This window comes from Pseudomonas sp. MDT2-39-1 (assembly GCF_054898085.1).
Genome location: NZ_CM142716.1, coordinates 3844095 through 3866266, shown reverse-complemented (window position 1 = coordinate 3866266; position 22172 = coordinate 3844095). Strand labels below are relative to the sequence as shown.

Annotated in this window: 16 protein-coding genes and 2 tRNA genes; 4 read left to right on the top strand and 14 right to left on the bottom strand. The window is 59.5% G+C overall.

All coding sequences use genetic code 11. The features are described 5' to 3' along the window. Window positions 1-383: 383 nt before the first annotated feature. The 8 genes from ACYZTM_RS18230 to rnr form a co-directional block, all read right to left on the bottom strand. Window positions 384-2687: a YgiQ family radical SAM protein gene (locus tag ACYZTM_RS18230; protein WP_131058823.1), complete on the bottom strand. Its 2304-nt coding sequence runs from the start codon at window positions 2685-2687 to the stop codon at window positions 384-386. A gap of 186 nt (window positions 2688-2873) precedes the next feature. After that, entirely contained in the window at window positions 2874-4268 is a 1395-nt protein-coding gene (gene dnaB / locus ACYZTM_RS18225; RefSeq protein ID WP_131058822.1) for a replicative DNA helicase, read from the bottom strand. 134 nt (window positions 4269-4402) lie between these two features. Next, complete coding sequence (gene rplI, locus ACYZTM_RS18220) at window positions 4403-4849, bottom strand: 50S ribosomal protein L9 (RefSeq protein ID WP_003197251.1); 447 nt, start codon at window positions 4847-4849, stop codon at window positions 4403-4405. 19 nt (window positions 4850-4868) lie between these two features. Then, window positions 4869-5762, bottom strand: a complete 894-nt coding sequence (locus ACYZTM_RS18215; RefSeq protein ID WP_131058821.1) for a YybS family protein — start codon at window positions 5760-5762, stop codon at window positions 4869-4871. 36 nt (window positions 5763-5798) lie between these two features. Next, window positions 5799-6029: a 30S ribosomal protein S18 gene (gene rpsR, locus ACYZTM_RS18210; protein WP_002551829.1), complete on the bottom strand. Its 231-nt coding sequence runs from the start codon at window positions 6027-6029 to the stop codon at window positions 5799-5801. Between the two features lie 28 nt (window positions 6030-6057). Continuing rightward, the gene (gene rpsF, locus ACYZTM_RS18205) at window positions 6058-6480 is read right to left on the bottom strand and encodes a 30S ribosomal protein S6 (RefSeq protein WP_003217491.1); all 423 of its coding nucleotides are present in this window, start codon (window positions 6478-6480) and stop codon (window positions 6058-6060) included. Window positions 6481-6778: 298 nt separating this feature from the next. After that, window positions 6779-7546 (bottom strand): 23S rRNA (guanosine(2251)-2'-O)-methyltransferase RlmB, encoded by a 768-nt coding sequence (gene rlmB / locus ACYZTM_RS18200; protein WP_131058820.1) that lies wholly within the window; start codon window positions 7544-7546, stop codon window positions 6779-6781. Beyond that, complete coding sequence (rnr, locus tag ACYZTM_RS18195) at window positions 7543-10173, bottom strand: ribonuclease R (protein ID WP_131058819.1); 2631 nt, start codon at window positions 10171-10173, stop codon at window positions 7543-7545. Before rnr ends, rlmB begins: the two co-directional genes overlap by 4 nt. A 226-nt stretch (window positions 10174-10399) precedes the next feature. Between rnr and ACYZTM_RS18190 the strand changes: the two genes are divergently transcribed. From ACYZTM_RS18190 to ACYZTM_RS18175, 4 genes are all read left to right on the top strand, one after another. Next, window positions 10400-10486: transfer RNA gene (locus ACYZTM_RS18190), tRNA-Leu, on the top strand. Between the two features lie 166 nt (window positions 10487-10652). Then, a tRNA-Leu gene (locus tag ACYZTM_RS18185) sits at window positions 10653-10739 on the top strand. Window positions 10740-11102: 363 nt separating this feature from the next. Further along, window positions 11103-12113: an extracellular solute-binding protein gene (locus ACYZTM_RS18180; protein WP_461983870.1), complete on the top strand. Its 1011-nt coding sequence runs from the start codon at window positions 11103-11105 to the stop codon at window positions 12111-12113. Next, window positions 12113-13678, top strand: coding sequence for an ABC transporter permease (locus tag ACYZTM_RS18175; RefSeq protein WP_131058817.1), 1566 nt, complete (start codon window positions 12113-12115; stop codon window positions 13676-13678). Before ACYZTM_RS18180 ends, ACYZTM_RS18175 begins: the two co-directional genes overlap by 1 nt. Window positions 13679-13790: 112 nt before the next feature. Here ACYZTM_RS18175 and ACYZTM_RS18170 read toward each other — a convergent pair whose 3' ends face one another. The 6 genes from ACYZTM_RS18170 to hflX all read right to left on the bottom strand — a co-directional run bounded on the left by ACYZTM_RS18170 (window position 13791) and on the right by hflX (window position 22165). Beyond that, the gene (locus tag ACYZTM_RS18170; RefSeq protein WP_461956898.1) at window positions 13791-15725 is read right to left on the bottom strand and encodes a methyl-accepting chemotaxis protein; all 1935 of its coding nucleotides are present in this window, start codon (window positions 15723-15725) and stop codon (window positions 13791-13793) included. A gap of 150 nt (window positions 15726-15875) precedes the next feature. Beyond that, window positions 15876-17168 carry an adenylosuccinate synthase gene (locus ACYZTM_RS18165; RefSeq protein ID WP_010464193.1) on the bottom strand — a complete coding sequence of 431 codons (1293 nt, stop codon included), beginning with the start codon at window positions 17166-17168 and terminating at the stop codon, window positions 15876-15878. Window positions 17169-17222: 54 nt separating this feature from the next. Next, window positions 17223-18410 carry an ATP phosphoribosyltransferase regulatory subunit gene (locus tag ACYZTM_RS18160; RefSeq protein ID WP_461978935.1) on the bottom strand — a complete coding sequence of 396 codons (1188 nt, stop codon included), beginning with the start codon at window positions 18408-18410 and terminating at the stop codon, window positions 17223-17225. Window positions 18411-18725: 315 nt separating this feature from the next. Then, on the bottom strand, window positions 18726-19595 hold the full coding sequence (gene hflC, locus ACYZTM_RS18155) for a protease modulator HflC (RefSeq protein ID WP_131058813.1): 870 nt from the start codon (window positions 19593-19595) through the stop codon (window positions 18726-18728). After that, on the bottom strand, window positions 19595-20767 hold the full coding sequence (gene hflK, locus ACYZTM_RS18150; RefSeq protein ID WP_131058812.1) for an FtsH protease activity modulator HflK: 1173 nt from the start codon (window positions 20765-20767) through the stop codon (window positions 19595-19597). The genes hflC and hflK overlap by 1 nt, the downstream gene beginning before the upstream one ends. A 96-nt stretch (window positions 20768-20863) precedes the next feature. Then, a complete protein-coding gene (gene hflX, locus ACYZTM_RS18145) occupies window positions 20864-22165 on the bottom strand; it encodes a ribosome rescue GTPase HflX (RefSeq protein WP_461983867.1) in 1302 nt (433 codons plus the stop codon). Window positions 22166-22172 lie beyond the last annotated feature (7 nt).

Below are 22172 nucleotides of genomic sequence, written 5' to 3'. Positions count from 1 at the left end.
GAGCCCTAAGCGTATTGGAAAGCGCGCAAGACTTATGCCATCCAGCGGCGCTGGCGCTTTCTTCGGTTGCTTGAGGCAGTACAGCACCAAAATCGGGCGATGCGCGAAATTGGATGGGAGGAGTTGCACGGAAATGTTGCGGCCAGTGGCCTGTCAGCTGAATTTGCTGCGACTGTACCGGCCTCTTCGCGAGCAAGCCCGCTCCCACAGGATTTGCTGAGGACACTAAGTTTGGGCACACCACGAAACACTGTGGGAGCGGGCTTGCTCGCGAAGAGGCCAGTTGCCCCAACATAGCTTCCGACCCGGCGCCTCCAGTTTCCTGGCCCAGAAACGCAAAACGCCAACCCGAAGGTTGGCGTTCTGTTCAGCTCAAGCGAGGCTTAGCGCGGCACAACCGGCTTGCGCGCAGGCTTGGGCCCTTTGCCTTTGGCCGCATCCTTGCGCTCCTTGGCCGCCTGCTGGTTGCGGGCAAACGCCGCAGCCTTGGCCTGTTCACGCTTGTCCCAGGGGTTGCCGCCATCGCTGGCGCGCGGTGGCAAGCCAGTGTGCTGGGTCAGGATCTTGGTGGTCTTCTCGCCTGCCACTTTATGGCTGCCAGCCGGCGTCGAGTTCTTGCGACGGGCGCTCTGGTAGCTGTCGGTCGCCGGCTGGTGCAGCGGGATCAACTGATTCTTGCCCGGCCCGATCAGGTCGGCGCGGCCCATGCGAGTCAGCGCTTCACGCAGCATCGGCCAGCCTTTCGGGTCGTGATATCGCAAGAACGCCTTGTGCAGGCGACGCTGCTCTTCGCTCTTGACGATGGTCACGGCGTCGCTCTTGTAAGTGACCTTACGCAGCGGGTTCTTGCCCGAGTGGTACATCGCGGTGGCGGTGGCCATTGGCGACGGGTAGAACGCCTGCACCTGGTCGGCACGGAAGCCGTTGCCCTTGAGCCACAAGGCCAGGTTCATCATGTCTTCGTCGGTGGTGCCCGGGTGCGCGGCGATGAAGTACGGAATCAGGTACTGCTCTTTCCCGGCTTCCTTGGAGTACTTCTCGAACATGCGCTTGAACTTGTCATAGCTGCCAATGCCCGGCTTCATCATCTGGTTGAGCGGACCTTCCTCGGTATGTTCCGGGGCGATCTTCAGGTAACCACCGACGTGGTGAGTCACCAGTTCCTTAACGTATTCCGGCGACTCGACCGCGAGGTCGTAACGCAGGCCGGACGCGATCAGGATCTTCTTCACACCCGGCAACGCACGGGCGCTGCGATACAGCTGGATCAGCGACGAGTGGTCGGTATTCAGGTTCGGGCAAATGCCAGGGAATACGCACGAAGGCTTGCGGCACGCGGATTCGATTTCCGGGGTCTTGCAGGCGATGCGGTACATGTTCGCGGTCGGACCGCCGAGGTCGGAAATGACGCCGGTAAAGCCTGGAACCTTGTCGCGGATCTCTTCGATTTCGCGAATGATCGACTCTTCGGAACGGTTCTGGATGATCCGGCCTTCGTGCTCAGTGATCGAGCAGAACGTGCAGCCACCGAAGCAGCCACGCATGATGTTCACCGAGAAACGGATCATGTCGTAGGCAGGGATCTTTTCCTTGCCGTACGCCGGGTGCGGAATGCGCGCATAGGGCATGCCAAACACGTAGTCCATTTCTTCGGTGGTCATCGGAATCGGAGGCGGGTTGAACCATACATCGACTTCGCCGTGCTTCTGAACCAATGCACGGGCGTTGCCCGGGTTGGTTTCCAGGTGAAGCACGCGGTTGGCGTGAGCATAAAGCACCGCGTCGCCACGGACTTTCTCAACCGACGGCAGACGAATGACGGTCTTGTCGCGGGTCATCCGTGGGCTGGCCAGGATCTGCACGACCTTGGCTTCGCTCGGGTCTTCAACCGGACCCTTCTCCTGCTCGATGGCGCAGGCCTGGGTGTCTTGAGTATTCACGTACGGGTTGATGATCTTGTCGACCTTGCCCGGACGGTCGATACGCGTGGAATCGACTTCGTACCAGTCTTTCGGCGTATCGCGACGGATGAACGCGGTGCCACGCACATCGGTGATGTCTTCGATCTTGTGACCGTAGGACAGACGCTGGGCGACTTCGACGATCGCACGCTCGGCGTTGCCGTAGAGCAGGATGTCGGCGCAGGCGTCGATCAGGATCGAGTTGCGAACCCGGTCCTGCCAGTAATCGTAGTGGGCGATGCGGCGCAGGGAGGCTTCGATGCCACCAAGCACGATCGGCACGTCCTTGTAGGCTTCCTTGCAGCGCTGGCTGTAAACCAGGCTCGCGCGGTCCGGACGTTTGCCCGCCATGCCACCGGGGGTGTAGGCGTCGTCGGAACGGATTTTCTTGTCGGCGGTGTAGCGGTTGATCATCGAATCCATGTTGCCGGCCGCGACGCCGAAAAACAGGTTCGGCTCGCCGAGCTTCATGAAGTCGTCTTTGGACTGCCAGTTTGGCTGGGCAATGATCCCGACGCGGAAGCCTTGCGACTCTAGCAGCCGGCCAATGATTGCCATACCGAAAGACGGGTGGTCGACGTACGCATCACCGGTGACGATGATGATGTCGCAGGAATCCCAGCCAAGCTGATCCATCTCCTCCCTGCTCATCGGCAGGAATGGCGCTGGACCGAAACATTCGGCCCAGTACTTGGGATAGTCAAATAACGGCTTGGCTGTTTGCATGACGATGACCGGTGTTGAGATGAAAAATCGCGGGCGCGGAATATAGCACAAAAAACAACCAATTCCGACGGCTATGGTCGGAAATTGGTGTCGCACCATTCGCGGGCAAGCCTCGCTCCTACAGATTCTACGCAACCTGTAGGAGCGAGGCTTGCCCGCGAAGAGGCCCGACCAGACACCAACTAACTATTCGTCGTCGAAGTTGTAGCTGCCCGGCGCGAGGTTTTCGAAGCGGGTGTACTTACCGATGAACGCCAGCCGCGACGTGCCGATCGGGCCGTTCCGCTGTTTGCCGATGATGATCTCGGCGATGCCTTTGTGTTCGGTTTCCGGGTGGTACACCTCGTCCCGGTACACGAACATGATCACGTCGGCATCCTGCTCGATCGCTCCGGATTCCCGGAGGTCGGAGTTGATCGGGCGTTTGTTCGGACGTTGCTCCAGGGAGCGGTTGAGCTGGGACAGCGCCACCACCGGGCAGTTGAATTCCTTGGCCAGGGCTTTCAAGGAACGGGAGATCTCGGAAATTTCGTTGGTCCGGTTGTCACCGCCCGAACCCGGGATCTGCATCAACTGCAGGTAGTCGATCATGATCAGGCCGACATCGCCGTGCTCACGGACCAGACGCCGGGTCCGCGCGCGCATTTCCGAAGGGCTGATACCCGCCGTATCGTCGATGAACAACTTGCGATCATTCAGCAGATTGACCGCCGAGGTCAGGCGTGGCCAATCGTCATCCTCCAGGCGACCGGCACGGACCTTGGTCTGGTCGATACGGCCGAGAGACGACAACATACGCATGATCAGCGATTCGCCTGGCATCTCCAGCGAGTAGACCAGCACGCACTTGTCGCTGCGCAACACGGCGTTTTCCACCAGGTTCATCGCAAAAGTGGTTTTACCCATCGAAGGACGACCGGCGACGATGATCAGGTCGGACGGCTGCAGGCCGCTGGTCATCCCGTCGAGGTCAGTGTAACCGGTCGACAGGCCAGTGATGGCGTTGTCGGTGTTGAACAAGGTGTCGATGCGGTCGATGGCCTTGGTCAGCAGGTCGTTCACGCTCACCGGGCCGCCGGTTTTTGGCCGGGCCTCGGCGATCTGGAAGATCTGCCGTTCGGCTTCGTCGAGAATCTCTTCAGCCGTGCGGCCTTCCGGGTTGAACGCGCTGTCGGCGATTTCGGTGGCGATGCCGATCAACTGCCGCAACGTTGCCCGTGCACGGACGATCTGCGCATAGGCCTTGATGTTGGCGACGGACGGCGTGTTTTTCGCCAGCTCACCAAGGTAACCAAGGCCGCCGACCTGCGAGGTCTGACCTTCCTTGTCCAATTGCTCGGCAAGGGTCACGACGTCGATGGGGGAGTTCTGGTCGGCGAGCTTGGCGATCGCGCGGAAGATCAAACGGTGGTCATGTCGATAGAAATCGCCGTCCGACACTTGATCCAGCACGCGTTCCCAGGCGTTGTTGTCCAGCATCAGACCACCGAGCACGGCCTGTTCGGCCTCGATGGAATGCGGAGGCACCTTCAGGGAAGCGGTTTGCAGATCGTATTGCTCGGGAGCGGAGATATCGTTCATGGCCACTTGGTTATATTAGAAAAGCAGGGTGTGAAAAACAGGAACTGCAGAAAGACAAAGGGCACGACCTGTAAACAGGATCGTGCCCGATGTTACCGGCAAGCACCCAAGGGTGCCAGCCGATCAAGTGCTGCTTAAGCTGCTACCACGACAACGCGTACGGTGGCTTCAACTTCGGCGTGCAGGTGCACGGCTACGTCGAATTCGCCTACGTTGCGGATGGTGCCGTTCGGCAGACGAACTTCGCTTTTTGCAACTTCAACGCCAGAGGCGGTCAGTGCATCAGCGATGTCGTGAGTACCGATCGAACCGAACAGCTTGCCTTCGTCACCAGCGGTGGCAGTGATAGTCACTTCCAGCTCAGCCAGTTGGGCGGCACGGCTTTCAGCCGAAGTTTTACGGTCTGCTGCGGCTTTTTCCAGCTCAGCGCGACGCTCTTCGAACGCAGCCAGGTTGGCAGCGGTCGCAGCGGTAGCTTTGCCGTAAGGCAGCAGGTAGTTACGACCGTAACCAGCCTTAACGTTTACTTTGTCACCCAGGTTGCCCAGGTTGGTGACTTTTTCCAGAAGGATCAGTTGCATGTGAAAATCCTCTTAACTTTTAACCTTCACCGTTCGCGCTATCGGCGTCTTTCGGCGCCGAACGACCGCGAAAATCAATCAGGCTGTCGACGATGGCCAAGACCACCAGCAACGGATAGATCAGCTGCATGAACAGCAACAGCGTGACATACAACCCCACCAGCCAGAATCTGGCCAGTCGCTTTTGCGCCACTAGCCCGTGAATCAGGGCCAGCCCGGCGAACACCAGCGGCACGCTGCACAACGGCGTCAACATGGCCATCTGTGGACCGATGTTCGGCCCCAGAAGCATGAACGCCAGCAGCAACATCGCTGGTAAAAGCGGGAATCGGATGGCGCGAAACTCGCGACCAAAACCACCCGGGTTGTACAACAACGCCTGCCAGTAGCGCCCGACAATCAGGCTCAGCACACTGACGATTTGCAACAAGGCCGCAATCAGGCCGGTCAGGACCGGTGCAATCAGGGACGCAAAATGCGCTTGCTCGTCTACCGACAACTTCTGGTAGACATCACCGAGTAGCGACGGCATGACCTTTATCAAGGCCTGCGCCAGCATCTCGATTTGGGGAGCAAAAACTGTCCCCAGCACCACTGCAAACACCACTCCCATCGCTATGCTGACCAGCAGCACGCGGTTCCAGGACTCGCTTGCGCGCAAAACCAACGCAAGGCTCCAAGACCCCAGCAGCACCAGAAGTGCGCGTGGGTCATCGGAGTAAAACCACCAGATCAACGCTGGCAGCAGTCCGAGAGCAAGTACGCCAATGGCGTCCTTCAATCCGCGCCGCAGGAGCACAAAGCATCCAGCGGCAGCACCCAACCAATACAACAACGGCAATGCAGCGCATCCAGCCACTACCAGAGTGGCCTGCATACGGCCGCGCATGATGAACTCAGCTATGGCTCGCATGCATTCAATCCTTTGCTACGTGTCGACTGCCCGGTCTCAGCGGCCGTGGCTGTCGGTGTAGGCCAGCAGGGCCAGGAAGCGGGCGCGCTTGATAGCGGTGGCCAGCTGACGCTGATAACGTGCTTTGGTACCGGTGATACGGCTTGGAACGATTTTGCCGGTCTCGGATACATAAGCTTTCAGAGTGTTGAGATCTTTGTAATCGATCTCTTTCACGTCTTCAGCGGTGAAGCGGCAGAATTTACGACGACGGAAGAAACGTGCCATTTGATAGGCTCCTTAAAAGGTCCGTGGATTACTCGTCAGCGTTATCGCTGTTGTCGCTGTCATCACTATCAGCGCTTTCAGCGCCTTCGTGCTCAGGACGGTCGCGACGCTCACGGCGCTCACTGCGGTTTTCTTCAGCCTTGAGCATCTCGGATTGGCCGGTAACGGCTTCTTCGCGACGGATGACCAGGTTACGGATCACTGCATCGTTGTAGCGGAAGTTGTCTTCCAGCTCGGCCAGGGCCTTGCCAGTGCACTCAACGTTCAGCATCACGTAGTGAGCCTTGTGAACATTGTTGATTGCATAGGCCAGTTGACGACGGCCCCAATCTTCCAGACGGTGGATTTTGCCGCCGTCTTCTTCGATCAGCTTGGTGTAACGCTCTACCATGCCGCCGACTTGCTCGCTTTGATCCGGGTGGACCAAAAAGATGATTTCGTAATGACGCATGAATGCTCCTTACGGGTTGTAGCCTGCCGCTCAAAAGCGGTCAGACAAGGAGTGAATGACACTTATGGACTTGCTTGCGATAGACACATGCGTGCCTGCCGTCACAGCAAGGGGCGCAATTGTAGAGAAGGGACAGGAGAGGTGCAAGGCAATTGGTGATTATTTGAACAACCACCGCATCATCCCTGTAGGAGCGAGGCTTGCCCGCGATCGGAGCTCCGCGATCTTTCAGGAATACCGCCTTATCGTTCTTCGCGGGCGAGCCTCGCTCCTACAGAAGCAAGGCTGCCGCGATGATTCAGGACTTCTTGGCGGTTCCGGCGGCTTTGACGCTGCGCTGGCGCTGGGCCTCAAACAGGCAGACGCCGGTCGCCACTGAGACGTTGAGACTGCTGACGCTGCCGGTCATCGGCAGGTGCACCAGGTAGTCGCAAAGATCGCGGGTCAGGCGACGCATGCCGCTGCCTTCCGCGCCCATGATCAGGATGGTCGGGCCGGTCATGTCCTGCTGATACAGACTCTGTTCAGCCTCGCCCGCCGTACCGACGACCCACAAGCCACGCTGCTTGAGTTTTTCCAGGGTGCGCGCCAGGTTGGTCACGGCGACCAACGGAATCACTTCCGCCGCGCCACAAGCGACCTTTCGTACCGTCGGGGTCAGGGTGGCTGACTTGTCCTTCGGCACGATCACCGCCAGCGCGCCGGCCGCATCGGCCGAACGCAGGCAAGCGCCAAGGTTGTGCGGATCGGTCACGCCGTCGAGCACCAGCAGCAACGGTGCGCCTTCGGTGCGATCGAGCAGTTCGTCGAGCATTGCCTCGCCCCAGACCTGGCTCGGACTCACTTCCGCCACCACGCCCTGGTGCACGCCCTCAACCCAGGCATCCAGCTCACGACGCTCTGCCTGGCCGACGGCTACGCGATTTTCCGCCGCCAGCGCGATCAGCGTCTGAACGCGTGGATCACTGCGGCCTTCAGCCAGCCAGATCTGCTTGACGCGTTTCGGGTGGTGACGCAGCAACGCTTCTACCGCGTGCACGCCGTAGATCTTTTCCAACTGACTCATGACTTGGCCTTAGGTTTACGCGCCCCGCCGCTTTTGGCTGGAGCCGAACCCGCTTTCGGCGGGCCTTTACGGTGTTTGCTTGGCTTGCTGCCGGGAGCCTTGTCAGGCGCCGACCGTCCGGCCTTTCCCCCAGACGCCGCTTTACCGCCGCTTTTCGCTTCAGACAGCAACGCCTGTTTCAATTCACGGCTTTTACGCAGTTCGGCATTTTTCGCCGCGGCATCGCTTGGGCGATAGGCTTCGACAGCCTTTTCCTTGGCAGGACGACGACCGGTTTTCGCCGGTGCCGGCTCGGCAGCGGTTTTCGCAGCAGTCTTGGCGGCTGGTTCAGCCTTTTCAGTGCCGCGCTTCTTGCGACCGATCGGTGCGCTGATGGTTTTTTCCGCCATCTCGAAGTCGATCTTGCGTTCGTCGAGGTCAACGCGCATCACGCGCACTTCAACGGTGTCGCCAAGACGGAAGCTGCGACCTGTACGCTCACCGGCGAGGCGGTGGTGCACTGGATCGAAGTGGTAGTAATCGCCTGGCAGCGCGGTGACGTGCACCAGGCCTTCGACGTAGATATCGGTCAGCTCGACGAACAGGCCAAAACCGGTCACGGCGGTGATCACACCCGGGAACGATTCGCCCACGCGGTCTTTCATGAACTCGCACTTGAGCCAGTTCACCACGTCGCGGGTCGCTTCGTCGGCACGGCGCTCGCTCATCGAGCATTGCTCGCCGAGCTGTTCCAGCGCCGCTTCGTCGTACGGATAGATGCGCGCTTTCGGAATGGTCATCGCGCCGGCACGGCGAACGTGCGGCGTGTCCTGCTTGGAATGGATGACACTGCGGATCGCCCGGTGCGTGAGCAAGTCCGGGTAGCGGCGGATCGGCGAGGTGAAGTGGGTATAGGCTTCGTAATTCAGGCCGAAGTGGCCCTGGTTATCGGCGCTGTACACCGCCTGGCTCAACGAGCGCAGCATGACGGTCTGGATCAGATGGAAATCCGGACGGTCCTTGATGCTGGCCAGCAATGCCTGGTAATCCTTCGGCGACGGGCCGTCCTTGCCTTTGTGCAGGGACAGGCCGAGCTCGCCGAGGAAGGCGCGCAGTTTTTCCAGACGCTCCGGTGGCGGGCCGTTGTGAACGCGATACAAAGCGGGTATTTCGTGTTTCTTCAGGAATTCAGCGGTGGCCACGTTGGCCGCCAGCATGCATTCCTCGATTAGTTTGTGCGCATCGTTACGAACAGTCGGACGGATTTCGGCAATCTTGCGCTCGGTGCCGAAGATGATCCGGGTTTCCTGAGTTTCGAAATCGATCGCGCCACGCACGTGACGAGCGCCCAGCAGCACTTTGTACAGTGCGTAAAGCTGCTTCAGGTGCGGCAGAACATCGTTGTACTCGCCGCGAAGCTGACGCGCCTCGGTGAGTTTCGGCGTCTCCAGCATCGAGCTGACCTTGTTGTAGGTCAGGCGCGCGTGGGAGTGGATCACCGCTTCGTAGAAGCAGTAATCAGTCATCTCGCCGGTTTTCGAGATGGTCATCTCGCAGACCATGGCCAGGCGATCGACGTGCGGGTTCAACGAGCACAGTCCGTTGGACAGCTGCTCCGGCAGCATCGGCACTACGCGCTCAGGGAAGTACACCGAGTTGCCGCGAACCTGGGATTCGTTGTCCAGGGCCGAACCGATTTTCACGTAGCTGGAGACGTCGGCGATCGCCACGTACAACTTCCAACCGCCGGAGAACAGGCGCAGCTTGCCCGGTTTGGCTTCACAGTAAACGGCGTCATCGAAGTCACGCGCGTCTTCACCGTCAATGGTTACGAACGGCAGGTGACGCAGGTCAATGCGCTTCTCTTTGTCTTTCTCTTCGACTTCAGGCTTGAGCTTGGCGGCTTCTTTCAAGACCGCTTCAGGCCAGACGTGCGGGATATCGTACGCGCGCAGGGCGACATCGATTTCCATGCCCGGCGCCATGTAGTTGCCCACGACTTCGACCACGTCGCCTTGCGGCTGGAAGCGTGGCGTCGGCCAGTGAGTGATCTTCACTTCGACGAACTGACCGACCTTGGCATTGGCGTTGCGACCCGGGGTGACCAGCACTTCTTGCTGGATCTTCGGATTGTCCGCAACCACGAAGCCGATACCGCCTTCTTCAAAGTAGCGGCCGACGATGGTCTCGTGGGCACGGGAGACCACTTCGACGATCATGCCTTCGCGGCGACCACGACGGTCGAGGCCGGAAACACGGGCCAAGGCACGGTCGCCATCGAACACCAGACGCATTTGCGCAGGGCTCATGAACAGGTCGTCACTGCCGTCGTCCGGGACCAGGAAGCCGAAGCCGTCACGGTGACCGCTGATGCGGCCGAGGATCAGGTCGAGCTTGTCCACCGGCGCATACGTGCCGCGACGAGTGTAAATCAGCTGAGCATCGCGCTCCATGGCGCGCAGACGGCGGCGCAGGGCTTCGATCTGGTCTTCTGTGGTCAGACCAAACTCTTCGACCAGTTGCTCGCGGTTAGCAGGCGAACCCCGATCAGCAAGATGCTGAAGGATCAGTTCGCGGCTAGGAATAGGGTTTTCATATTTTTCCGCTTCACGAGCGGCCTCGGGATCGAGGGACTGCCAATCGGCCATTAGAGAGTTTTCACCTTGTCTATATGCGGGTTAGTTTGGCATAGGCGTAATGAAACGGGAAATTTCAAGCTGTGACAGCCCATCTAAAGCCTTATATCGACAGCGCAAAGCTGATTTAAATGCCGCTGGTGAAATTTTCCAGGTTTTTTTGATGCTGGGGGTTTACAGTTAAAAAGACGCTCCGTATAGTGCGCGCCATCGACGACGCGCTAGCGTTGCCGATACTGCCCAGATGGTGAAATTGGTAGACACGCCAGCTTCAGGTGCTGGTGACCGCAAGGTCGTGGAAGTTCGAGTCTTCTTCTGGGCACCAATTTAGAGCTTGAGATTAGATCAATTTCAAGGCTCAAACAAAAACCCGCGAAAGCGGGTTTTTTGCATTCCAGGGTCCTGATTTATTAAAACCAAATCAGGGGTTTACAGATCAAAATGCTCTCCGTATAGTGCGCCACATCAACAGCGGCAACGCTGATGATTATGCCCAGATGGTGAAATTGGTAGACACGCCAGCTTCAGGTGCTGGTGACCGCAAGGTCGTGGAAGTTCGAGTCTTCTTCTGGGCACCAATTAAAATTCAAGGTCACGATCTTGAATTTCACAAAAACCCGCGAAAGCGGGTTTTTGCGTTTTTGCCTTCCTGAAAGACAACCCCCCTTTGCAAAAGGGTTCTTGTGGCGAGGGGATTTATCCCCGTTCGGCTGCGCAGCAGTCGTAAACCAGTGCATGTGTGTGTGTGTGTTGTGTCCTGTCACATTGGCGGTGCAGGTTTCGGGGCTGCTTCGCAACCCAACGGGGATAAATCCCCTCGCCACGGAGATCGCCACCAGCCCTCCAGCAAAACCCTCTCCGCCTCGCAAGGCGCACTTGAGAAACAATATCGTTTATTATTGTTTCAAGTTTTTGCAATGCGACAGCGAGGAACCCTGCGAATGATGTTTAGAAATACCCTGCGCCGCGGCTTGACCTTCACCCTGCTCGGCCTGGCACTCGCCACCCCCCTCACCCAGGCTGCTGACCCAGTTTCCCTGACTCTCTACAACGGCCAACACAAGGAAGTCGGCGACGCCATCGCCAAAGCCTTCGAAGCCAAGACCGGCATTCACGTCAACGTGCGCAAAGGCAGCAGCAACCAGCTCGCCAGCCAGGTCGTTGAAGAAGGTGATCGCTCCCCTGCCGATGTGATCTACACCGAAGAGTCGCCACCGCTGAACAAACTCGGCGAACAAGGCCTGTTGGCGCTTACCGATACCGCCACCCTTTCCGTTCTGCCGAAAGACTACGTCGCCGGCAATGGCACCTGGATCGGCATCACCGCTCGAGTCCGCGTAGTCGCCTACAACCCGAAACTGATCGATGAGAAAAACCTGCCCAAGTCGATCATGGAATTCTCCGATCCGAAATGGCAAGGCAAGGTCGGCTTCGTGCCTACCAGCGGCGCGTTCCAGGAGCAGGCTGTGGCAATCATCAAAGTGCATGGAATGGACGCGGCCGAAGAATGGCTGACCGGCCTGCGCGCGTTCGGCAAGACTTACAGCAACAACATGGTTGCACTGAAGGCCGTTGAAAACGGCGAAGTCGCCACCGTGCTGGTCAACAACTACTACTGGTTCGCCTTGCAGCGTGAAAAAGGCCAGCTCGATTCGAAACTGCATTACTTCACTGGCGGTGACGTTGGCGGATTGATCACCGTTTCCAGCGCCGCCGTGCTGAAATCCAGCAGGCATCCGAAAGAAGCCCAACAATTCCTCGCCTACATGGCGAGCGAAGAAGGTCAGCGCGTGATCACCCAGACCACCGCCGAATACCCGCTGCACAAAGGCATGCAATCCGATCGCGGGCTCAAGCCGTTCAGCGAACTCGAGGCACCGAAAGTCACCCCGGCTGACCTCGGCAACGCCGAAGAAGCCCTGGACCTGGAACGTGACGTTGGCTTGAACTGATGAGCGCATCGTTATCCGCCCCCGCCTCGCGCGGGGGTTACGTGCCCCGGCGCAGGCGGCCGTCAATCTGGCTGCTGCTGCCGGTTTTGCTGTTGGTGGTGCTCAGCCTTTTGCCGCTGGTGTATGTCGGGCTCAAGACCTGGCAGGCCGGCTGGGCCGAGGCGCTGCATCTGCTGTGGCGGCCTTATGTGTTCGGGCTGCTGCGCAATACGCTGGCGCTGATGGTCGGCGTGACAGTCGCTTGCGGCGTGATCGGCTTGTCCCTTGCCTGGCTGCTGGAACGCAGCAATCTGCCGGGACGACGTTTGTGGGGTGTGATCCTGTGCTTGCCGTTCGCCGTGCCGGCGTTCGTCAGCAGTTTTACCTGGGTGTCCCTGAGCGCGCATTTCGAAGGTTTGGGTGGGGCGATCCTGGTGATGACCCTGTCGAAGTACCCACTGATATTTCTCCCAGTCGCAGCGACCCTGCGCAATCTCGACCCTTCTCTTGAGGAGTCCGCACGGACCCTTGGGCAGAATCGCTGGGGCGTGTTTTTCAGAATCACCCTGCCGCTGCTCTGGCCGTCATTGCTGGCCGGCTCGCTGCTGATCGCGCTGCACATGCTTGTGGAGTTTGGCGCCCTGTCGATCATCGGCCTGCAAACTTTCACCACCGCAATCTATCAGCAGTTCGAACTGGAGTTCAGCAACGCCAACGCGGCGATGCTGTCGGCGGTGCTTCTGGCGCTTTGCCTGGTGCTGTTGTGGCTGGAGCTGCGCGTCCGCGGCAAAGGTCGGCACGTGCGTACCGGACAGGGCGCAGCACGGCAGGCAGAACAGGTTCGACTGGGGCCGTGGACGATTGCCGGACAGGTTTACTGCCTGGCACTGGCGATTATCGGCAGCGGCATTCCGCTGGGGATGCTTGCGTATTGGCTGGCGGTAGGTTCGTCGGCGGCATTCCCGGTGGCGGCGATCAGCGAGGCGCTGCTGTCTTCCTTGGCGCTGTCCCTGGGCGGCGCTGCGCTGTGCCTGGTGCTGGCGGTGCCGGTGGGACTGCTGGTGGTGCGTCATAAAGGCCGATTGGCGATCTGGGCCGAGCGCTTGCCCTATCTGCTGCACGCGCTGCCAGGCTTGGTAATTGCGCTGACGCTGGTGTATTTCGCCCTGCATTACGTGCCGGTGCTGTACCAGACTTCGGCACTGTTGCTGATCGCTTATGCTCTGCTGTTTTTGCCACTGGCTCAGGCACCGATTCGCACGGCGCTGAACAAGGCCGCGCCGCAACTGGAAGAGGCGGCACGCACGCTGGGGGCGTCGTCTTTCAGTGCGTTTTGTCGGGTGACGCTGCCGATCATCTTCCCGGCGCTGGGCGCGGCGTTCGCGCTGGTGTTTCTGGATGCGATGAAGGAACTGACGGCGACGCTGTTGTTGAGTCCGACCGGGCTCAATACGTTGGCGACTGAGGTGTGGGCGCATACCGCGAATGTGGAGTTTGCGGCGGCGGCGCCTTATGCGGCGTTATTGATTTTGGTGTCGGGGTTACCCGTGTACCTGTTAACAACCCGGATGTATTTGAGCCGCTGAAAAGCTTCGCGGGCAAGCCTCGCTCCTACAGGGAATGCGCGATCCCTTGTAGGAGCGAGCGGTGCGGCGATCCGACTTGCCCGCGAAGGCGTCAGACCAGGCAATACAAATCCTACGCCCTGAACTGCCCCAGGCTAGCCTTCAATTGCGCCGCCAATCCATCCAGCACTTTGCCACTGGCCGTGGTTTCCACCACCGCCTGAGCCGCTTTCTCAGCCTGTGCATGAATGGTCTCAACCCGACCCCGCACCGCTTGCGCGCCTTGCGCCTGATGGGCTGCCGCCTGAGTCGCCAGACCAATCGCCGCATGCACCTGCTCGACCGACGCCTGCACCGACTGCTGCAACCGCGCACTGTCACGCAACACCAGCAAACCTTCATTGGCCTGACGCCCGGCCTGGCCAATCGCTGCCACCGCCTCACGCGCACCTTGCTGCAAGGCGACGATGTGCGCCTGGATGTCGCCGGTAGAGCTCTGGGTCTTGCTTGCCAGCGCCCGGACTTCGTCCGCCACCACCGCAAAGCCGCGACCGGTCTCGCCGGCACGCGCCGCTTCGATGGCGGCGTTCAGTGCCAGCAGGTTGGTCTGTTCGGCGATCCCGTGAATCACCGTCAGCACCACTTCAATCTGTTCACTCTGCTGCGCCAGCCGTTCGATGACTTTCGACCCGGTATCGACCTGCCCGGCCAACGCCTCGATCAGGCTACCGACTTTTGCCGAGGTCCGGGTGTTTTCATCGGTGGCCGAACGAATGTCCACCACCTGCTGCAACGCTGCCTGCATGGCGTGGCTTTCTGACTGCGCTTCATCCGCCATCTGCGACAACGCGCGCAGGCTCTCGGCCACTTCATCGCGCTGCATGCCCGCCGCTTTATCGGCTCCAGCATTGCGCAGGGTCATGGCGCCGATTTCCACACCGGTGCGCTGAGCCACATCGCCCGCTTCGCGCACGATTGGCTGCAACTTATCCACAAAGCGGTTGACCGCCGCGGCCATGTCGCCGATTTCGTCTTTGCTGTTGATCTGCACACGCTTGGTCAGGTCACCCTCGCCCGCCGCCAGGTCATCCATCGCGGCGATGAGCAATTTCAAGCGATTGACCACTCGACGGCCCAACACCACAGCGAGCAACAGCAGCACACCGCAACCGACCAACGCCAGGAACATCCCGATGCGCCAGCGCAATGTCGACGCCGCTTCCTGCACGGTGCTGGTGGTGTTGGCCTTCATTTCCGACGCCGTGGCCTGCGCGGACGTCAGACGCGCACGCATCGCGGTGGCGCTGTCGGCAGCCGCGCCTTTGAGGCTGTCGCCGACCAGTTGATCACCACTGGCGATCAGCGCCGCAAAACGTTTATCCAAAGCCGCCAGATCGGTTTCCACCGAAGCGGTGGAAACGCCCATCAAGACCTTACCGATTTCCACGCCGTTGGGGTTGATCGAGGCTTCGAGGTAGTAGACCGACGGATCGTTCTTCGCCGCATCCAGCACCTTGTCCAGCGCACGCTCGCCCTGGCCTTTCTCCAGAAGCGCCTTGTTGATCGGGTTTTCGCGGTTGAGGTAGCGCGTCAGGTGCTGACCTGTGGCGTCGTCGTAAACCACGAACAACACGTTGGGATTGCGCTGCGCCCGGCGGGCGAATTCGGACAGGGTTGGAACGTCGCTGTCCCACATCGCGCGAGGGGCGACCGAGGCCAACAGTTGCGCCATGTCGTTGGCCGAATCTTTCAGATCCTTCTCCAACGTTGCACGCAGTTGCACCTGCTCGTCTTTCAATCGCGTAGACAGGCCGGCGGTGAGTCGCTGACGGGTACTGGTGGAGAGATTGTCCAGGCTCGACGTGACTTCACGCCCGGCCTGCTCAAGCTCGCCAGAGAGTTTTTGACTGTCGGCACCCAGGCGCACACCGAGTTCGGCCTCAAGCGCAGTCACTGTGCTCCGAGTCAGGGCGACAGCCACCAGCACCTGCACCAAAAGGGCGATACCAAGGGTAACGAACACAGGCCGCAACAAACGGCTTTGTAACAATGAGAGAACGGCCGACACTTGGAATCCCTCTGCTTTGGCGCCATTAAATTGATGGCGCGCTGGAAGCGATGCTTTTATTCAACATCACAGCAAAGGTCATGCCGTCCGGCAGGCATAAACGACAAAGGGTCCAATTAAGGACCCTTTGCTTTTTACATCAACGACTTATTAAGCGAACGGGTGACGCAAAACGATAGTTTCGTTGCGGTCCGGGCCCGTCGAAATAATGTCAATCGGCGCACCGACCAACTCTTCGACGCGTTTGATGTAGTTGCGAGCAGCTTGCGGCAGCTCTTCCAGCGTCTTGGCGCCGACGGTGGATTCGGTCCAGCCTGGCATCTCTTCGTACACCGGCTCCAGGCCGATGTAGCTGTCGGCGTCAGTCGGTGCGTCGATCACTGCACCATCCTGGTTCTTGTAGCCAACACAGATGTTGATGGTTTCCAGACCGTCCAGCACGTCCAGCTTGGTCAGGCACAGGCCCGAAATGCTGTTGACGTCGATAGCGCGACGCAGGATGACGGCATCGAACCAGCCGCAACGACGGGCACGGCCGGTGGTAGCACCGAACTCGTGGCCACGCTTGGCCAGGAAGGCGCCAACGTCGTCGAACAGCTCAGTCGGGAACGGACCCGAACCGACGCGAGTGGTGTAAGCCTTGGTGATGCCGAGGATGTAATCCAGGTACATCGGGCCAAAACCCGAACCGGTGGCAATGCCGCCCGCGGTGGTGTTGGAGCTGGTGACGTACGGGTAGGTACCGTGGTCGATGTCCAGCAAGGAGCCTTGGGCGCCTTCGAACATGATGTCTTTGCCAGCGCGGCGCAGCTCGTGCAGCTCGGCGGTGACGTCGAGCATCATCGGCTTCAGCAGCTCGGCGTATTCCATGCACTCGTCCAGAGTCTTCTGGAAGTCGATAGCCGGCTCTTTGTAGTAATTGACCAGGACGAAGTTGTGGTAATCCAGCAACTCGCCCAGCTTGGCGGCGAAACGCTCACGGTGGAACAGGTCACCGATGCGCAGACCACGACGTGCAACCTTGTCTTCGTAAGCCGGGCCGATGCCGCGACCGGTAGTACCGATCTTCAGCTCGCCACGGGCCTTTTCACGGGCCTGGTCCAGCGCTACGTGGTAGGACAGGATCAGCGGGCAGGACGGGCTGATACGCAGGCGCTCACGCACCGGTACGCCTTTCTCTTCCAGCTTGATGATTTCCCGCAGCAGAGCGTCGGGTGCAACCACCACGCCGTTGCCAATCAGGCACTGCACGCCTTCGCGCAGCACGCCCGAAGGGATCAGGTGCAAGACAGTTTTTTCGCCATCGATCACCAAGGTGTGACCAGCGTTGTGGCCACCTTGGTAGCGCACTACGGCGGCAGCATGTTCGGTCAGCAGATCAACGATCTTGCCTTTGCCCTCATCACCCCATTGGGTGCCCAGGACTACGACATTCTTACCCATAACACTTGTCCTCATTCGCGCAAACTTGGTGCCGGCCGCGGCCGGCGGGAAAACTCAAGAAGCCAGTGGCGATACTTGCCAAAGCCCGTTCTGCTGAATCAATTGCCGGTCGCAGTCCGCTTCACGGGCGGCGGCCAAAGGTTGTCCAGGCAACGCCTGAACGACACGCTGACCCTCACTGCGCAACTGACAAACCTGCTGCCAGAGTGCCGCATCCGTACTGTCAGGCATCCAGATACCGCCAGACGGTAGCTCGATTTCAGCACGCCCCAGGGTCACCAGGGTTTTCAAATCGGTAGAGAAGCCGGTTGCCGGACGTGCGCGACCGAAGTCGGCGCCGATGTCGTCGTAACGACCGCCCTGGGCAATGGACTGACCAACACCCGGCACGAACACCGCGAACACTACACCGGTGTGGTAGTGGTAGCCGCGCAACTCGCCCAGATCGAAGTAAAGCGGTAATTCCGGGAAACGCGTGGACAGACGCTCGGCAATCGCCAGCAAATCGTCCAGCGCTGCCAGAACAGGTGCCGGTGCTTTCGCCAGACGCTCGCGGGCAGCGCTCAAAACTTCACGACCGCCACACAAATCGACCAACGCTCGCAGCATGCCCGACAGATCGGCAGGCAAGCCTTCGGTCAAGGTAATGACCTCGTCGATCGCCTTGCGTTGCAATGCATCGAACAACTGCTGCTCAACTTCACCGGACAGACCGGCCGCACGGGCCAGGCCGCGGTAGATGCCGACATGACCGAGGTCCATGTGCACATCCGGCACATCGGCCAGTTGCAGCATAGCCAGCATCAGGCTGATGACTTCCACGTCGCTGCTCGGGCTGGCATCGCCGTACAACTCGGCGCCCAGCTGGATCGGGCTGCGCGAGGACGACAAGGCGCGTGGCTGGGCATGCAGCACGCTGCCGGCATAGCACAGACGGCTCGGGCCTTCGCGACGCAGGGTGTGCGCATCGATGCGCGCCACTTGCGGCGTGATATCAGCACGAAAGCCCATCTGCCGGCCCGATTGCGGGTCGATGACCTTGAAGGTACGCAGATCGAGGTCCGAGCCCGCGCCGGTCAGCAGGGATTCCAGGTACTCGATATGGGGAGTCACGACAAACTCGTAACCCCAGCTCTGGAACAGATCCAACACCTGACGACGCGCGACTTCAATGCGCGCCGCCTCTGGTGGCAGTACTTCTTCGATGCCATCTGGCAGCAGCCAGCGGTCTACCGTTGCCATTACGCCATTCCCCTATGATCCGGGCGGCCAGCCGTTGGGCGAGCCTTGAGTGAAGCAGAAAATGATCGGCTCATGTGCAAACCACGCGCATAAACAACGTGGCGAAAAGCCTGAAACCGGCTTCGCCAACCACTTTCCTCGAAAAACCTGTCGAGCCATTCAACTCGGGCGCCTGCATAAAAACAGCAATCAAACGTGCAGACGCAAAAAAGCCGGGAATTTCCCGGCTGCCGCATCATACACACGTTTTCCCAAAGGATCACCCCGCCCGAGGCTTTAGCCGCCAGGCGGGGGATGATTCAGGTCAACGTCGTATCAAGGCTTGGCTTTTTCCAGGTAACGGAAGAAGTCGCTGCTTGGGTCGAGGACCATGACGTCGGATTTGTTCGCGAAGCTTTCACGGTAGGCGCGCAGGCTACGATAGAAACCGTAGAACTCCTGGTCCTGGCCGTAGGCCTTGGAGTAGATCGCAGCAGCCTGGGCATCACCGTCACCGCGAACCTCTTCAGATTCACGATAGGCTTCAGCCAGCAGCACGCGGCGTTGACGATCGGCGTCGGCACGGATGCCTTCTGCCAGCTCGTTACCCTTGGCGCGGTGCTCGCGAGCTTCACGCTCACGCTCGGAGCTCATACGCTCGAACACACTGCGGTTCACTTCTTTCGGCAGATCGATGGCCTTGACCCGAACATCGACCACTTCGATGCCCAGCTCTTTTTCCGCCATCTTGTTCAGCGAAGCAGTGATATCGGTCATCAGCGCATCGCGCTCACCGGATACCACTTCGTGCAGCGTGCGCTTACCGAACTGGTCACGCAGGCCCGATTCCAGACGACGGGAAAGACGCTCGTCAGCAATCTGCTTGAGGCCGGAGGTCGCGGTGTAGTAACGCTCAGCGTCCTTCACGCGCCACTTGGCGTAGGCATCGACCATCACGGCTTTCTTTTCCAGCGTCAGGAAGCGTTGCGTCGGTGCATCCAGCGTCATCAGGCGTGCGTCGAATTTGCGCACCTGGTTAACGTAAGGCACTTTCACATGCAGGCCTGGCTGGACATCAGCCTGAACCACGCGACCGAACTGCAGCAGCACCGCACGCTCGGTCTGAGCCACGATGTAGAAGCAGTTCCAGGCAGCGATGGCCACGACGACGCCGACAATAAGGGCAATCAGCGATTTATTGCTCATCAGCGACTCTCCCTGGTACGTGCTGGCTGTTGCTGCAGATCAGCTGCCGCACGCGCGCTCGCTTCATTGCTGGTGGCTGCCGCGCCGGTCACAGAAGTGCCGGTGCTACGACCACTCTCGACCATTTTGTCCAGCGGCAAGTACAGCAGATTGCTCTGGCCATTCTTGTTGCCGGTCACGAGAACCTTGCTGGTGTTGCTGAAGACTTCCTGCATGGTGTCCAGGTACAGACGCTCGCGGGTGACTTCAGGTGCCTTGCGGTACTCGGCGACCAGCTTGGTGAAGCGATCGGCCTCACCCTTGGCGCGCGAGACGGTTTCGTCACGGTAACCATTGGCATCTTCGATGATGCGCTGGGCCTGACCACGGGCTTCCGGCACGACGCCGTTGGCATAGGTTTCAGCCTGGTTGCGCGAACGCTGCTCGTCTTCACGGGCGCGGATCACGTCATCGAAGGCTTCCTGTACTTCACGCGGTGCCGCTGCGCTCTGTACGTTGACCTGAGTGACGGTGATACCGGTGCGATAGGTATCCATGAAGCGTTGCAGACGCTCCTTGATTTCGCTGGCCATCAATTCACGACCTTCGGTCAGCACCTGATCCATCGCGGTGGATCCCACCACATGGCGCAAGGCACTTTCGGTCGCGTGCTGCAGGCTGATTTCCGGCTGGTCGACGCTCAGCACGAAGTCCTGCAGGTTGCTGATCTTGTACTGCACGGTCAGCGGCACTTCGACGATGTTCTCGTCTTCAGTCAGCATTTGACCCTGCTTGGTATAGGCACGCTCACGCGTGACGTTTTCCAGGTACTTGCGATCAAGCGGCGGAAAATAGATGTTCAGGCCCGGGCCGACGGTTTCGTAGTACTTGCCGAAGCGCAGCACCACGGCTTGCTCCTGCTCGTCGACTACGTAGACCGCGCTGTACAGCCAAACAGCTGCCAGCACGACGAGGCCGATGCCAAGAATGCCGCCGAAGCCGCCACTCTTGCCCGAACCACCGCCGTCATCCCCACGTTTCTTACCACCACCGAACAACCCGTTCAGGCTTTCCTGCAGCTTTCGGAAGGCCTCGTCGAGATCCGGTGGTCCCTTGCGGTCGCCGTTATTGCGGCGCTTGCCACCCCAAGGATCCTGATTATTCGAGTTGCCACCCGGCTCATTCCAAGCCATAGCGCTCTCCATCTGATAAAGCAAAGACGCACCCACGGCGCGCCGACCAATGCTACAGAATGCCTGTCACCGCGGCACAACCGCTTTCTCAGGCTTTTATTGCAAAGTGTGTTGCTCGATAAACTCCGTCGGCACAACGCCTTCACGGCTGACCAGTCGATTGAGCTCCGAGCGCGGCAATCTAACGGCCAGCAAGCTGACACCTTCTTCGTCGTGTTCTTCTTTCTGCACCACGCCCAGTTCGAAAAACTGTGCACGCAGTCGCGCAAAACGCTGAGGCAAGCGCAAGGTACCGATAAACAAATCACCGCCCAGCAACTCGGCAATGGCTTGCTCAAGCAATTCCAGACCGCTGCCATCACGCGCCGACAACCAGACCCGCTGAGGCTTGCCGTTTTCATCGCGCTGGATTTGTGGCTCAACGCCTTCAAGCAAATCGAGTTTGTTATAGACCTCGAGGATCGGCAAGTCCTGGGCACCGATCTCGCCCAGCACCACCATTACCTGCTCGATCTGCAACATGCGATCCGGTTCGGCTGCATCAATCACGTGCAACAGCAGGTCGGAGTTGCTCGACTCTTCGAGCGTAGACCGAAATGCCTCAACCAGTTTGTGGGGCAAGTGGCGTATGAAACCCACCGTGTCGGCCAGGACAATCGGCCCCAGGTCGTCCAGTTCCAGACGGCGCAAGGTCGGGTCCAGCGTGGCAAACAACTGGTCAGCCGCGTACACGTCGGATTTCGTCACGTTATTGAAGAGCGTGGATTTACCGGCGTTGGTATACCCCACCAAAGACACGGTAGGGATATCCGCACGCGAACGGCCACGTCGCGACTGTTCGCGCTGGCTGCGCACTTTTTCCAACCGGCCCTTGATCTGTCGCAGGCGAACCCGCAGCAAACGGCGGTCAGTTTCCAGTTGGGTTTCACCCGGGCCACGCATGCCGATACCGCCACCTTGACGCTCAAGGTGAGTCCAGCCACGAACCAGCCGGGTGCTCATGTGGTCAAGCTGGGCCAGTTCGACCTGGAGCTTGCCTTCATGGGTACGGGCACGCTGGGCGAAAATATCGAGAATCAGACCGGTGCGGTCGATCACGCGACACTCGAAAACACGTTCGAGGTTACGTTCCTGACTGGGCGTGAGGATGTGATTGAAAATCACCAGATCGGCCTCTTCGGCATGGACCAGGTCGCGTAGTTCCTCGACCTTGCCGCTGCCGATCAGGAATTTGGCGGTTGGCCGATGACGCGGCACGTTAAAAAACGCAACGGTCTCGGCGCCGGCCGAATTAGCCAACTCCTGAAACTCCTGCGGATCTTCGCGCGCCTCAGGGTCCTGTCCATCCAAGTGAACGAGGATTACTCGCTCACCACCACCGTGGCGCTCAAAGAACAAAGGAGAC

Excerpts from the sequence above, each read along its gene's own strand:
- ACYZTM_RS18230 (WP_131058823.1), bottom strand. The coding sequence starts at position 2,687 with ATGCAAACAGCCAAGCCGTTATTTGACTATCCCAAGTACTGGGCCGAA.
- dnaB (WP_131058822.1), bottom strand. The coding sequence starts at position 4,268 with ATGAACGATATCTCCGCTCCCGAGCAATACGATCTGCAAACCGCTTCC.
- rplI (WP_003197251.1), bottom strand. The coding sequence starts at position 4,849 with ATGCAACTGATCCTTCTGGAAAAAGTCACCAACCTGGGCAACCTGGGT.
- ACYZTM_RS18215 (WP_131058821.1), bottom strand. The coding sequence starts at position 5,762 with ATGCGAGCCATAGCTGAGTTCATCATGCGCGGCCGTATGCAGGCCACT.
- rpsR (WP_002551829.1), bottom strand. The coding sequence starts at position 6,029 with ATGGCACGTTTCTTCCGTCGTCGTAAATTCTGCCGCTTCACCGCTGAA.
- rpsF (WP_003217491.1), bottom strand. The coding sequence starts at position 6,480 with ATGCGTCATTACGAAATCATCTTTTTGGTCCACCCGGATCAAAGCGAG.
- rlmB (WP_131058820.1), bottom strand. The coding sequence starts at position 7,546 with ATGAGTCAGTTGGAAAAGATCTACGGCGTGCACGCGGTAGAAGCGTTG.
- rnr (WP_131058819.1), bottom strand. The coding sequence starts at position 10,173 with ATGGCCGATTGGCAGTCCCTCGATCCCGAGGCCGCTCGTGAAGCGGAA.
- ACYZTM_RS18180 (WP_461983870.1), top strand. The coding sequence starts at position 11,103 with ATGATGTTTAGAAATACCCTGCGCCGCGGCTTGACCTTCACCCTGCTC.
- ACYZTM_RS18175 (WP_131058817.1), top strand. The coding sequence starts at position 12,113 with ATGAGCGCATCGTTATCCGCCCCCGCCTCGCGCGGGGGTTACGTGCCC.
- ACYZTM_RS18165 (WP_010464193.1), bottom strand. The coding sequence starts at position 17,168 with ATGGGTAAGAATGTCGTAGTCCTGGGCACCCAATGGGGTGATGAGGGC.
- ACYZTM_RS18160 (WP_461978935.1), bottom strand. The coding sequence starts at position 18,410 with ATGGCAACGGTAGACCGCTGGCTGCTGCCAGATGGCATCGAAGAAGTA.
- hflC (WP_131058813.1), bottom strand. The coding sequence starts at position 19,595 with ATGAGCAATAAATCGCTGATTGCCCTTATTGTCGGCGTCGTCGTGGCC.
- hflK (WP_131058812.1), bottom strand. The coding sequence starts at position 20,767 with ATGGCTTGGAATGAGCCGGGTGGCAACTCGAATAATCAGGATCCTTGG.